Genomic DNA, 11,764 nt, shown 5'->3' on the forward strand with positions numbered 1-11,764 from the left:
ATCCGAATCAGTCCTGTATCAATTTTTTGGTCAAATAGATGAATCGAATATACAACAATACCGCCGAAGCTGTTAGTCCGGACAACAATCCTATCCAAATCCCGGTACTTTTAAAATGGGTATGCAGACCCAAGTAATAGCAAATGGGAAATCCGATCAACCAATAGGCCACAAACGTGATCAAGGTTGGAATCTTTACATCCTGAAGTCCCCTTAGAGCACCCAAAACCACGACCTGTAATCCATCTGAAATTTGAAAAAATGCTGCCACCAACAGCAACTTGGCCGCAATGACGATTACTTCGGTATTGTCCATTTGATTGACAAGGTCGTCCACATCCAAATAAATGGTGGGAAACCAATGTCTCCCGATCAAAAAGAGAGCAGCAAAAACGATTTCCAACAATAGGGTGAGGAAAAAAATGGATTCCGCAATTCTTTTGAGCTCCCTAAAATTCTGCAATCCCTTTTGATTGCCCACACGGACCATAGCAGCCACACTGAGCCCCATTCCCACCATAAAGGTCATACTACTCAAGTTCAATGCTATCTGGTTGGCCGCTTGGGCATTTTTACCCAATACCCCACTCAACCAAATGGCGGCGGTAAATATGGCCACTTCAAAGAACATTTGCATGGCCGAAGGAAACCCAAGACTGATGATCTTGTTCATCACCTTCTTCTCTATCACCTTAAAGTTGAACCCGGTCACGTAGGGTTGAAACTTCTCTTTTCTTTTCAGTAGAAACCAGATGTATCCCACCATGATAAACCGTGAGGCCAAGGTACCAATTGCCGCTCCAACGATGCCCAACTTGGGAAATCCAAACGAACCAAAAATCAATAGGTAATTCAGTGAAATATTCACCACATTGGCCAAAATGGTGGCATACATGGGGTATTTGGTCTGCGACAACCCTTCCGAGAATTGCTTAAATGCTTGAAACATGACCAAGGGAACCAAAGAGAAGGCCACCAACTCCAAATAGGGTATGGCCAATTCCACCACTTCCGGGGGTTGCTGCATGGAATGCATCAATGGCTTGCATAGTAGAATAATTCCGAAGAGGGACAATCCCAATAAGGTACACAGGACCAATCCGTGTTTGAGGGCACTTTTGCCATCTGCCTGATTTTTGGCCCCATCGGCCTCGGCTACCAAAGGGGTAATGGCCGTTGAAAATCCAATACCCAAGGACATGGCTATGAACACAAAACTGTTCCCCAACGATACGGCTGCCAGTTCAGCGGTTCCCAACTGCCCCACCATGATATTGTCCGCAAAGGCCACAAACGTATGCCCCAACATCCCCAAAATTACGGGGTAGGAGAGCTTAAGGTTGTATTTAAATTCCTTGGTGTACCGTTGAAACATGGCCATGCAATTGGAACCGACAAATATAGAACCTTTGGTACGGTTGTCCGAATTAAAAAAATGCTAAATCTCTAGAAAAAAACTTTTAAAATGCTTCTTCCAAAATGGATTGCATCTCGGGGAAATTTTCATCGGTATCGCCATACTTTTGACGTTCCTCCACGATGGCTTTCTTCATTTCCGATATGATATCGGCATACTTGGGTTCCCCATACGCATTGTGGAGTTCCTTGGGATCATTTTCCAAATCATAGAACTCCCATTGGGGTTCCGTAGGTTCGGAGGAAGCCCCACTCATACCCAATCCCTGTCCATAGAAAAAAGCAAGTTTGTACCGATGGTTTCTCACGCCAAAATGAGCCGGTCTTTTGGGTTCATGCAACCAATAGCGGTAGTACATTTGCTTTCTCCAATCGGCCGGTGCGTTTCCGTTTAGGATTTCCCGAAAACTTCTCCCTTGCATATAAGATGGCTTTTCTATACCCGCATAATCGGCCAATAAGGCAGGAAAATCAATATTTAGGATAATATCATCTATACGCTGCCCACCCTTAATTTCCTTGGGATAACGGATTACGAAGGGCATTCTTAGGGACTCTTCGTAAATCAAACGCTTATCAAAAAAGCCATGTTCGCCCAGAAAATAACCTTGATCGGCTGTATATACGACCACGGTGTTATCGGCCAGACCTTCTTCCTCCAAGAAATCGAGCAGTCTACCTATATTGTCATCAATGGCAGCACCGCTACGCATAAAATCCTTGACCAATTTTTGGTAGATTTTTTTACGTTTCTGGACACTGTCCAAACCATCCAACGGATAAGGCAACCCCGGATAGTAGGTCCAGAATTCTTCCGGCCTTTCGGTTGCGGCCTGCCAACGATCGGCCAAGCGCTCCAAAATTTGTCCATTGAATGTCCTTCCCGTGGTTTCCGGACCAAAATCCAGTAAAGATTCGGGTTCTGGGATTTCTTGATCCACATATAAATCCGCAAATCGTTCCGGGTAATCAAAAGGCTCATGCGTAGCCTTAAAATGGGTGAACATCAAAAAGGGTTTTTCAGCATCCCGGTTTTTAAGGTGTTCAATGGTCAGGTCGGTAATGACATCGGTGGAAAAGCCCTCGTATTGTTTGCCTTGGGTTCCATCAGAGCCATCCACCCAATTTTCCTTGGTCTTCAAGATAGGGTTCACATAAACCCCTTGTCCCGGCAAAACCTCAAAATGGCCAAAGCCTTCGGGCTGTCTGTACAAGTGCCACTTGCCTATCACCGCGGTTTGATACCCAGCCTCGCCAAAGGTTTTTGCCACATTGGGATGGCCCACCGGAAGCGGTTCCCTTAAGGTGTATACTTGATTCAGATTACTATACTGACCTGTGAGAATGGTGGCCCGGCTTGGGCTACAGATGGAATTGGTACAGAAGGCGTTGTTGAGTACCGCACCTTCCTTGGCCAACCGTTCAATGCTGTTGTTCTGCACATACTCTTCCAGAATTCCGCCATAAATCCCCCAAGCTTGCGAGGTATGGTCATCGGAAAGAATGAAGAGAATGTTGGGTTTTTCTTCAACTTTGGGCTCTTCTTTGGTCTTGCAGCTCCATGTTACCATGGTCAAAAGAAGTAGCATTGACAGATTTTGTACTCGTTTGGATCGTATCATACTTATTGAACTTTTTGCATTTTCTTGGCCTCTTCCCAATACACATCCATCTCGGCCAAGGTCATTTCCTTTAAAGTCTTTCCGAGCTCTTTGGCCTTTCCCTCCAAATACTGGAAGCGATCTATAAATTTTTTATTGGTCCGTTCCAGCGCATTTTCCGGATTCACTCCCAAAAAACGGGCATAATTGACCATGGAAAAGAACACGTCCCCAAATTCGGATTCCATTTGGTCGGCATTGTTGGATTTGATTTCCTCCTGTAATTCGCCCAGTTCTTCCTGTAATTTTTCAAATACCTGTTCCGGATGTTCCCAATCGAACCCCACCCCGGCCACTTTTTCTTGAATCCTATTGGCCTTGACCAAAGCTGGAAGGCTTTTGGGGACCCCTTCAAGCACACTTTTTTTTCCTTCCTTGAGTTTGATGCTCTCCCAGTTCTGCTTTACCTCTTCTTCATTTTTCACCTTGACATCACCATAAATATGCGGATGACGGTTGATTAATTTTTCGCAGATGCCATGAGCCACATCAGCCATATCAAAATCTTGGGTTTCTGAACCAATCTTGGCATAAAACACGATGTGCAACAACAAATCGCCCAGTTCCTTTTTGACTTCTTCCAGATCATTGTCCAAAATGGCATCGCCCAACTCGTAGGTTTCCTCTATGGTAAGATGCCTTAGGGATTCCATGGTCTGCTTTTTATCCCACGGACATTGTTCCCGTAACTCATCCATTATGGTAAGAAGTCGGTCAAACGCCGCCAATTGTTCAGCTCTTGGGTTCATTCATCTGGTTTTGTCCAAAAATACAAAGACCTTGAAAAGGCCAACGTGAAATTTATTCCATATTTATAAAGAGTTTCGCCATTTTTTCAACATTTATTAAAATAGACCCAAAAAACCTAAGGGGGTGCTATGGTGAAAATCGTATTTTTGAAAAAATGGCAAGCATGAAATCATTTCGATAGCTCAAAACTTTTCTTATCCATGGCAATATTTGCATCATACAGAAAGACTTTACCAATGCAATGACTCCTTACCCGAGTTCCCAACACCAACTAAATCACTCTAATGAATAAATTACTCCTACCATTATTATTACTACCCTTTTTACTACACGCCCAAGATATCCAACGCTACCAAAAGGAAGTGGAAACCATCCAGAAAAACAATGATTCCATTTGGGACGCCACAAAACCCACCCTGGTCTTTACCGGGAGCTCCAGTGTTCGTATGTGGAAAGATGTACAACAACGGTTTCCTCAATATCAAATCCTAAACAACGGATTTGGAGGTTCCCAATTTTCTGACCTTCAACACTATCTGGACGAGCTCATTTTGGACTATAATCCTGTAAAAGTGTTCATTTATGAAGGGGACAACGATATCAGTGCCAAAAAAAGGCCAAGGGCCATCCTAAAATTATCCGAGGAAATCCTGCAAACCCTACAACAGGAGAGGCCGCAAATGGAGATTGTGCTCATTTCCGCCAAACCCAGCCTTTCCCGGTGGCATTTGAGACGTAAGTACAAACGTTTGAACAGAAAACTCAGCAGACTGGCCAAAAAGACCAATGGTATTGAATTTGTGGATGTATGGACACCCATGCTCGACAACAGAAAAGTAATGGATGACATCTTCATAGAAGATGGATTGCACATGAACAAAAAGGGTTACGACATTTGGCAGCAAACCCTAAAAGATTATATCAACCTTAATACAAACCTTAATTAATTATGATCTCCAGAATTTCAGCAATTGTTTTGGCATTGGTCGTCATGGCCGCCTGCCAGCCGGCCAAGCCGGAAATCAATTTCCCAAAGACCGATTTGGGAGCGGCACCATTGATTCCAAAACCCGTAAAGACCGTGGCCACGCACAGCGCGTTCGGATTGGACCAAAACACGGCCATTTACACTTCCACGACCGACCCGAAGCTTGAAAAAGTCGGGCAATTCCTTTCCGAAAAAATAAAATGGTCCACTGGGCTGGATCTTTCCGTGAATGCCACGGACGATTCAAAATCCGTGGAACGGTTCATCTACATCAATTTGGCCGATGATGCCAGCTTGGAAACGGAGGAGTCCTATCAATTGGACATTAAAAAAGATTCCATCCTGTTGAATGCCAAATCTGCGGCGGGAGCTTTTAGGGGAATACAGACCCTGAGACAGCTCATCCCTGAAAAAAGCAACGATACCTTGACGGACCATGCCCTTTGGCCCATCCCTTCGGGACAAATTGTGGATAGTCCAAAGTTTGAATACCGAGGTGCCATGTTGGATGTGGCCAGACACTTCTTCACTTTGGATGAAGTAAAGAAATACCTCGATATCTTGGCCTATTACAAGTACAACACCCTGCATTTGCACCTGACCGATGACCAAGGATGGCGTTTGGAGATCAAATCCTGGCCCAAATTGACCGAAGTGGGTGGTGAATTTGAAGTAGGTGGTGGTAAAGGTGGTTTTTACACCCAAGAAGAATACAAGGAGCTTGTGGCCTATGCTGCAGATAGACACATCACCATAGTCCCTGAGGTGGACATGCCGGGACACACCAATGCCGCGTCGGTAAGCTATCCATTCCTAAATGGAAATGGAAAACCTGTGAAAACCTACACCGGGACCCAAGTGGGCTTCAGTACTTTTGATGCCCAAAAAGATACCGTGTATAGCTTTCTGGATGATGTAATCGGTGAGATTGTTGAATTGACCCCTGGTCCATACTTCCACATGGGAGGTGATGAAAGCCATGTTACCAAGAAAAGTGATTACATCCTCTTCGTGGAAAAGGTGGAGAAAATCATCCAAAAACACGGCAAAAAAATGGTGGGATGGAACGAAGTGGCCCAAGCTGACATTAGCTCTTCCAGTGTGCTTCAACTTTGGAACGAGGCAAAATATGCCACCAAGGCCGCACAAGATGGTTCCAAAATCATTCTATCCCCAGCCGAAAAAGCCTATTTGGATATGCAGTATGATTCGCTTTCCAAATTTGGTTTGCACTGGGCCGCCTATATTCCTGTTGATGAAGCATACAAGTGGGACCCCGAAACCTACATAGAAGGCTTGCCCAAGGAAAGTATTTTGGGCATTGAAGCCCCACTATGGTCCGAGACCATAAGCAATAGCACCGAAATGGAGTACTTGGCCTTTCCGCGTGCCATAGGGTATGCCGAATTGGGCTGGTCCCCCGCGGAACACTGCAATTGGGAGGACTACAGACAACGCCTGGCACAACAGGTAGCGTACCTCAATAAAAAGCAAGTAGCATATTATCCCACCAAATTGGTGGATTGGAAAGAGGAGTAATTATTCTTCTTCACTGGAGGCGACGGCGGATTCTTCCCCTTCGCCTTCAGTTTTTTCTTCTACAAAATCCGTGATGTTGTTATCGGTAAGAAGATTGTACCACTGGATAATTTTCTTGATATCACTGGCATACACCCTATCCTCATCATAGTTGGGCAGTACACTGAAGAAATATTCTTCCAAATCTATTTTGTCCGCCTTATGGCTAACGGAGGTCTTTTCCCCTCCTTCTTTCTCCTTGATCTTTTGAAAGACTTCCCGTAATGGCATTTCTTCCTCCAAGGTGTAGATGGCAATTTCAGACAAGACACTCACGTTGCTCCGCATTCCAACGGTAATACGCTTTCCGTCCAACAGGGATTCCCCCACAAAACCACTCCTGGTCTGGGTCAATAATTTGTAAAGTCCTGGTTTACCTCCTATCGATAAAATCTTGTCCAATGCCATTCAAAATAAATTTATGCGCGCAAAAATATGTTTTTATCGCGAACGCCGATTTTTTTAACGTGCTTTTTTGATATTGGGAAATCGCATCTTGTAGTCCACACTGATCTTTCCCTTGGAAATTTTTTCCAATCGGTTTTTTAGCAAACGCTTTTTAAGGGATGATAGCTTATCCGTGAACAAAACCCCCTCTATATGATCATATTCATGTTGGATTACCCGGGCCAACAGACCATTATAGGTCTCGGTATGGGGTTCAAAGTTCTCATCCAAATAACTAATGGTCACCTCAGGTTTGCGCTTTACGTCTTCCCGAATATCCGGAATGCTCAAACAACCTTCATTAAAATCCCATTCGGCCCCAGTTTCTTCCTCGATTTTGGCATTGATGAACACTTTCTTGAAACCTTTCAACTGCTCCTGTTCTTCTTTGCTAAGATCTTCATCATCTGAAAAAGGTGAGGTGTCCACCATGAACAAGCGAATGGGCAATCCCACCTGTGGCGCGGCCAACCCAACGCCATGGGCATTGTACATGGTCTCCCACATATTGGGAATCAATGTGTCCAGTTTGGGATACTCTTTTGTAATATCGGTTGCGACCTTACGCAAAACGGGGTCCCCGTAAGCAACAATGGGTAAAATCATAAATCAATTTCTGTTAAGGTATGCCTGCAATATAAGCGTGGCACTTATTTCATCGACCAGGCCCTTGTCCTGGCGCTTTTTCTTTTTCATTCCGCTGTCCAGCATGGACTGAAATGCCATTTTGGAAGTGAAACGTTCGTCTTGGCGTTCCACAGGGATATCCGGAAACTGGGTCGTGAGTTTTTGCAAAAAGGTTTGAATCAACGCCTCCGATTCCGAAGGGGTATTGTCCATTTGCTTGGGCAATCCCACCACAAATCGCTCCACCGACTCGGTTCCCACGTAATCGGCAAGGAACGGAATCAAGTCCTTGGTCTGGACCGTGGTAAGACCAGAGGCTATCAATTGCAGCTCATCGGTAACCGCAACCCCAGTTCTCACTTTTCCATAATCCAAAGCCACAATTCTAGCCAAATCAATTTTTTGGCAAAAATAACTCTAAAAATGTTATGCCCTTAAAATAGGCCGTAATATTCTCAGGAGGGGGTTATCTTTGTCAAAATTTTAAGAAAAAATGACAGATTTAAGGGCACTTATTGAAAAAGCATGGGACAATAGGGAATTGTTGTCTGAGGAAAAAACCCAGAATGCCATCCGTGAAGTAATCAACCTGATTGATTTGGGAGAACTGCGATGCGCTGAACCCACAGAAGATGGTTGGCGAATCAATGAATGGGTAAAAAAGGCGGTGGTCCTATATTTCCCTATCCAGAAAATGGAAGTTCTCGAAGCTGGCATTTTTGAATACCATGACAAAATCCCATTGAAGAGAGGATATCAGGAGAAAGGGGTCCGTGTGGTGCCACACGCCGTGGCCAGACATGGCGCCTACATATCCAAAGGGACCATTCTTATGCCCAGCTACGTTAACATTGGTGCTTATGTGGATGAAGGCACCATGGTGGACACATGGGCCACAGTAGGTAGTTGTGCCCAAATTGGGAAGAATGTCCACTTAAGTGGCGGTGTAGGAATTGGTGGGGTATTGGAACCCTTACAAGCTGCTCCGGTAATTATTGAGGACAATGCCTTCATAGGCTCTCGATGCATTGTTGTGGAAGGGGTCCGTGTTGAAAAAGAAGCCGTTCTAGGGGCTAATGTGGTCTTGACCGCCTCCACCAAGATCATTGATGTTACAGGAAACGAACCCGTAGAACTTAAAGGAAGGGTTCCAGCGAGATCCGTGGTCATTCCGGGAAGTTATACCAAGCAATTCCCTGCAGGTGAATACCAAGTACCTTGCGCCTTGATCATTGGAAAACGAAAGGAAAGTACAGACAAAAAAACGTCATTGAACAACGCTCTTCGCGAGCATGATGTCGCTGTTTAATGCACTTAAGGGAAGGCAAACACAATAACTATTGCCAGTATATCCATTGGGTTGTTTCTTTTTTGAAAAAAAGCCGAAAAGAGAAGCAACCCAATTGTGTTTTCATACTCTATCATGTACAAAACAACCATAAAATCATTCAAAAAGTAGGGGATTTTGATGTTTAATTGTTGTAAGAAAAATAAACGGATAAACAATTTTATCCCTGTTTTTTTGTTATAGTTTTGTACATACCAAACCCTATACCATTGAAAATGCCCAAAGTGAGCACCCCAAAGCAAAAAATATCAGCATTGATCATTACCTACAATGAAATGGGTTACATTGAAAAATGTATCGATTCCGTTTCATTTGCTGATGAAATCATCGTTGTTGACTCTTACAGCACTGATGGTACCTACGAGTATTTATTGGCACATCCCAAAGTAAGGGTCATCCAAAACCCTTTTGAGAATTTTACTGCACAAAAGTCATTCACCCTAAAACAGGCCAAAAATGATTGGGTTCTTTTTTTGGATGCTGATGAGGTAGTGACCCAAAAATTACAAAAGGAAATTACGGCCACCATTAATGACCCTGAAGCCTGCGAAGCCTATTGGTTTTATCGCAAGTTCATGTTCCAAAACACACCACTTAATTTCAGTGGGTGGCAAACAGACAAAAACCATAGACTCTTCAGGAAAAGCAAAGTGCGTTTCACCGACAAAAAATTGGTGCATGAAACGTTGGAAGTGGATGGTTGTTCCGGTATCTTAAAAGAGAGGCTTACCCATTATTGCTATAAAAATTACGAAGATTATAAAGGTAAAATGCTAAAGTACGGACAGTTAAAGGCCAAAGAGGACTTTTACAAGGAAAAGCATTTTAACTATGTGCTCATGATCGTAAAACCTTTTTGGAAATTCTTCAACCACTACATTATAAGACTTGGCTTCTTGGATGGCAAAAAAGGCATCAAAATCTGTTACCTTAACGCCCTTGGTGTATTGGAAAGGTTCCGTGAGCTTAAACGATTGGAAAAGAAAAACGAATTGGCCTACTATTTGGTAATGCCGTAGTGCGTCCAAACTGCCTTTTTGGACTTTGTCTCCTTCCTTATCAATTGATTTTTGGCAATCGCCTCTGGTGTTTTATACCCTCTCTTATGGTCCAAATGAACGCAGACCGCACTATACCTGAGTTGCTTTGACTTTATTCCAAAATTGAACAGACGCTCTCCCAATTCTCTGTCCTCGCCTCCATATTGCATCCGTTCATCAAAGCCGTTCACATTAAGGACATCTTTTTTCCAAGCCGAGGAATTGTGACCGTTCCAACTGGCATTGGTTGGTGTAATCGTATTCAAAAGTTTTGAGATAAACCCACTTGCTGTCAGCTTATTATTCTTAAAAGTCTTGGGAATACCCATCTCCTTCAACCATTGGATATTAAAACAGTTCTGTTTTTCAATATCCTCCAAAGTAATGGCCTTTGAAATGTTCATGGGCAGCATATAATACCCCCCAGAAATAAAATAACCTTGCTCTTTGTTGATGTAATGCACCTGCACAAAATCTTCCCTGGGAATACAATCCCCATCTGTCATGATGATGTATTCCGCATCGCAAACATCAATGGCCTTGTTCAGGATTCTGCATTTCTGAAACCCTTCATCTTCTTGCCAAACATGCTTGATGTCATAAAAGACCTGCTCCCGCATTTCTTCTACCATCTGTTTCGTCTCGGGCCCCGAACCATCATCGGCCACTATAAGCTCAAAACCCCTGTATGTTTGGCAATTGAAACCCCATAGGACTTTTTTCAACCATTCCGGGTTATTGTAGGTACTTACTATGACGCTTACCTGAATCACTGAATATTGTTTACTTTTGAGTAATTTTACAAAAGTAGTTTTTTGCCATTCATCTCCAATAAATTCCTCCTATTAATCTGACCCGTATGTCCAGAACCTATGTGGGATCTACCATATATCATATTTATCTTGCACTCCTGCATATCCTGAAAGATTCGAGATACGAAACGCATAATCTAGGGGAAAATCTTCTTTTTTTGGTGGAAAGCACACCCATGATCGAAACCCTTATCCCCAACCTAAAAAAGCACTTTTTCCGGGACGTCCATATCATATCGGAACGAAAAGACCATGTGTCCGACCTCGGAAAATTCAATTATTCATTCCGAAGGAAACAAAAACTCATTCCCTACTTGGAATCCAAACACCCTGTTCTCGCCAAGGAAAAGCCCTTTATCCAAAATTCGGACATCTATCTGTGCGATACCGATTCGTCCAAAAGCTATTTTCTCTACGAGTTTGGCAAAAAAGACCTCAATATGATAGAGGATGGTGCCCGTACCTATAGCCAGCGGCACAGTGGCTTTGAACAATTCATAAAGACCTATCTTACCAAGACGCCCATTGGTGGTGGTTTTGATAAAGAGATAAAGACCATTTTTGCCCAATTCCCTGAAAAGTTACCTGCCCCACTCCCCAAAAAGGCTGTGGAGCTGAATATTAAAAAAGAGGTGGCCAAGCTGGATGAAAAAACCAAACAGGAAATCTTCTCCATTTTTCTGCCGGAAAATGCCTTTGCCATCAAAGGGGACAACAACGCCCTTATACTGACCCAACCCATATCCGAGGACAAGGTCATAAAGAGCGAGGCCGAAAAAATAGCCATCTACCGAGATGTGATTTCCAAGGTCCCTTCGGACATGAATATTATTTTGAAAACCCATCCAAGGGAGACCACCCAATACGAAGAACATTTTAAGGACATTACCGTGTTACCCGCCCTTTTCCCCATAGAAATATTGGGGCTACGCCAAGGTTTTTACTTTGAAAAAGGCTACACCCTGTTTTCCACCGCACTCTCCAATTTGGAAATTGTTAAGCACAGATTTTTTCTGGGCAAGGATTATTTGGATAAATTTACCGTTAAAGCAACCAAGAACCTGATAAAGAACATGGACGTTCATCCATAGCATTCA

Annotated in this window: 12 protein-coding genes; 5 read left to right on the forward strand and 7 right to left on the reverse strand. The window is 43.5% G+C overall.

The window, feature by feature from the left end; all coding sequences use genetic code 11:
* Positions 1–7 precede the first annotated feature (7 nt).
* The 3 genes from ACPD8L_RS06830 to mazG all read right to left on the reverse strand — a co-directional run bounded on the left by ACPD8L_RS06830 (position 8) and on the right by mazG (position 3,826).
* Positions 8–1,375, reverse strand: a complete 1,368-nt coding sequence (locus tag ACPD8L_RS06830; RefSeq protein ID WP_272609628.1) for an MATE family efflux transporter — start codon at positions 1,373–1,375, stop codon at positions 8–10.
* A gap of 85 nt (positions 1,376–1,460) precedes the next feature.
* Positions 1,461–3,005 (reverse strand): sulfatase family protein, encoded by a 1,545-nt coding sequence (locus tag ACPD8L_RS06835; protein WP_423942654.1) that lies wholly within the window; start codon positions 3,003–3,005, stop codon positions 1,461–1,463.
* A gap of 35 nt (positions 3,006–3,040) precedes the next feature.
* Positions 3,041–3,826 carry a nucleoside triphosphate pyrophosphohydrolase gene (gene mazG / locus ACPD8L_RS06840; protein WP_116218231.1) on the reverse strand — a complete coding sequence of 262 codons (786 nt, stop codon included), beginning with the start codon at positions 3,824–3,826 and terminating at the stop codon, positions 3,041–3,043.
* Between the two features lie 285 nt (positions 3,827–4,111).
* Between mazG and ACPD8L_RS06845 the strand changes: the two genes are divergently transcribed.
* Positions 4,112–4,774 (forward strand): GDSL-type esterase/lipase family protein, encoded by a 663-nt coding sequence (locus ACPD8L_RS06845; RefSeq protein ID WP_423942656.1) that lies wholly within the window; start codon positions 4,112–4,114, stop codon positions 4,772–4,774.
* 2 nt (positions 4,775–4,776) lie between these two features.
* Positions 4,777–6,354 (forward strand): family 20 glycosylhydrolase, encoded by a 1,578-nt coding sequence (locus tag ACPD8L_RS06850; RefSeq protein WP_423942657.1) that lies wholly within the window; start codon positions 4,777–4,779, stop codon positions 6,352–6,354.
* On the opposite strand, the gene ACPD8L_RS06855 is transcribed toward ACPD8L_RS06850, so the two are convergent.
* Genes ACPD8L_RS06855 through ruvX form a run of 3 tightly spaced genes read right to left on the reverse strand, consistent with a single transcriptional unit; the run spans position 6,355 to position 7,860 of the window.
* Positions 6,355–6,801 carry a DUF5606 family protein gene (locus ACPD8L_RS06855; RefSeq protein ID WP_116218234.1) on the reverse strand — a complete coding sequence of 149 codons (447 nt, stop codon included), beginning with the start codon at positions 6,799–6,801 and terminating at the stop codon, positions 6,355–6,357.
* Between the two features lie 54 nt (positions 6,802–6,855).
* Entirely contained in the window at positions 6,856–7,446 is a 591-nt protein-coding gene (def, locus tag ACPD8L_RS06860) for a peptide deformylase (RefSeq protein WP_293301722.1), read from the reverse strand.
* Positions 7,447–7,449: 3 nt separating this feature from the next.
* On the reverse strand, positions 7,450–7,860 hold the full coding sequence (ruvX, locus tag ACPD8L_RS06865) for a Holliday junction resolvase RuvX (RefSeq protein ID WP_421809808.1): 411 nt from the start codon (positions 7,858–7,860) through the stop codon (positions 7,450–7,452).
* A 100-nt stretch (positions 7,861–7,960) separates the two neighbouring features.
* Here ruvX and ACPD8L_RS06870 point away from each other — a divergent pair, with 100 nt between their 5' ends.
* Entirely contained in the window at positions 7,961–8,776 is an 816-nt protein-coding gene (locus tag ACPD8L_RS06870; RefSeq protein WP_293301726.1) for a 2,3,4,5-tetrahydropyridine-2,6-dicarboxylate N-succinyltransferase, read from the forward strand.
* A gap of 254 nt (positions 8,777–9,030) precedes the next feature.
* A complete protein-coding gene (locus ACPD8L_RS06875) occupies positions 9,031–9,834 on the forward strand; it encodes a glycosyltransferase family 2 protein (RefSeq protein WP_293301728.1) in 804 nt (267 codons plus the stop codon).
* Here the strand turns inward: ACPD8L_RS06875 and ACPD8L_RS06880 are convergent.
* Positions 9,816–10,628, reverse strand: coding sequence for a glycosyltransferase family 2 protein (locus tag ACPD8L_RS06880; protein ID WP_421809809.1), 813 nt, complete (start codon positions 10,626–10,628; stop codon positions 9,816–9,818). The two genes, ACPD8L_RS06875 and ACPD8L_RS06880, sit on opposite strands and share 19 nt — an antisense overlap.
* Positions 10,629–10,714: 86 nt before the next feature.
* Between ACPD8L_RS06880 and ACPD8L_RS06885 the strand changes: the two genes are divergently transcribed.
* Positions 10,715–11,758, forward strand: coding sequence for a glycosyltransferase family 52 (locus tag ACPD8L_RS06885; protein WP_423942659.1), 1,044 nt, complete (start codon positions 10,715–10,717; stop codon positions 11,756–11,758).
* Positions 11,759–11,764: the final 6 nt, after the last annotated feature.

Origin of the sequence: Flagellimonas algicida (genome assembly GCF_049629585.1) — a bacterium.
GTDB lineage: Bacteria > Bacteroidota > Bacteroidia > Flavobacteriales > Flavobacteriaceae > Flagellimonas.

Coding starts and splice junctions, on each gene's coding strand:
- ACPD8L_RS06855 (WP_116218234.1), bottom strand. CDS start 6,801: ATGGCATTGGACAAGATTTTATCGATAGGAGGTAAACCAGGACTTTAC.
- def (WP_293301722.1), bottom strand. CDS start 7,446: ATGATTTTACCCATTGTTGCTTACGGGGACCCCGTTTTGCGTAAGGTC.
- ACPD8L_RS06835 (WP_423942654.1), bottom strand. CDS start 3,005: ATGCTACTTCTTTTGACCATGGTAACATGGAGCTGCAAGACCAAAGAA.
- mazG (WP_116218231.1), bottom strand. CDS start 3,826: ATGAACCCAAGAGCTGAACAATTGGCGGCGTTTGACCGACTTCTTACC.
- ACPD8L_RS06830 (WP_272609628.1), bottom strand. CDS start 1,375: ATGTTTCAACGGTACACCAAGGAATTTAAATACAACCTTAAGCTCTCC.
- ACPD8L_RS06845 (WP_423942656.1), top strand. CDS start 4,112: ATGAATAAATTACTCCTACCATTATTATTACTACCCTTTTTACTACAC.
- ACPD8L_RS06875 (WP_293301728.1), top strand. CDS start 9,031: ATGCCCAAAGTGAGCACCCCAAAGCAAAAAATATCAGCATTGATCATT.
- ACPD8L_RS06870 (WP_293301726.1), top strand. CDS start 7,961: ATGACAGATTTAAGGGCACTTATTGAAAAAGCATGGGACAATAGGGAA.
- ACPD8L_RS06885 (WP_423942659.1), top strand. CDS start 10,715: ATGTCCAGAACCTATGTGGGATCTACCATATATCATATTTATCTTGCA.
- ACPD8L_RS06850 (WP_423942657.1), top strand. CDS start 4,777: ATGATCTCCAGAATTTCAGCAATTGTTTTGGCATTGGTCGTCATGGCC.